The organism is Rhodopirellula sp. UBA1907, from assembly GCF_002337565.1.
Taxonomy (GTDB): Bacteria; Planctomycetota; Planctomycetia; order Pirellulales; family Pirellulaceae; genus Rhodopirellula; species Rhodopirellula europaea.
Genome location: NZ_DDGH01000016.1, coordinates 64,345 through 65,184, shown reverse-complemented (window position 1 = coordinate 65,184; position 840 = coordinate 64,345). Strand labels below are relative to the sequence as shown.

General features: G+C 55.4%; 1 protein-coding gene. It reads left to right on the top strand.

Annotated elements, in window-relative coordinates; translation table 11 throughout:
- Positions 1 to 94: 94 nt before the first annotated feature.
- The coding region (locus tag B2R17_RS04265; RefSeq protein WP_349676981.1) for an SDR family oxidoreductase at positions 95 to 840 on the top strand (746 nt) is incomplete at its 3' end.

Genomic DNA, 840 nt, shown 5'->3' with positions numbered 1-840 from the left:
CCGTGGTCAACGTGAGCGATGATGACGACGTTTCGGATCTCATCTCGAACGGCGGTATTGCTCGAGGTATCGGTGCCGGCGTCTTGAGAAGGGGATGCGGTGGAAGACAAAGGACAGCTTTCAATGGATAAACGTTTCAGGCGGAAGCCCACGTTCTAACGATCCTTTCGAAAGTCAACTAGTCAAAAAGCGTTTTGCGTGCCCTGTGGGGACGCTAGCGGCTTGTAAGTGGGTTCATTTTCGCATTTCGGGTTTTCTGATGCTTGTCGCAGTCACCGGCGCAACCGGTTTTTTAGGTCAACACGTCGTTTCTGACCTGCTACGGAACGGTCATTCTGTTCGAGGATGGACCCGCAAGAACGATCCCCCGCGGTTAGAGGGCGTTGATTGGGTCCAAGGTGAGCTGGATGATCCGCAGTCAATCGAGCAATTGGTGTCTGGTTGTAACGCCGTGGTTCATACCGCGCTGGCTCGTGAGGGCGACAGCTTTATGAGTGCTCCAGACAAGCCACTCGACTACATCCAAACCAATCTGATGGGGTCAATCTCGCTTCTTGAAACGGCTTGTTCCCAGGCGGTCGAGCGGTTCGTTTTCGTTTCGTCGGGGGCCGTGCACCAAGATGTCGTCGACGGCATTCCGCTGGACGAACAACACCCGCTTCGTCCAGGTTCGCTGTACGGTGCGTGCAAGGCTTCCATGGAAACGATGGTCCATGCCTATGGTGGTTCTGGTCGTCTGAATGCAGCGACGCTCCGGCCGGTTTCCATCTACGGGGTGGAGGATCCCGTCCAGGATTCAAAATGGTACGGGCTGATCCAGTCAGTGGCTCGAGGCGAATA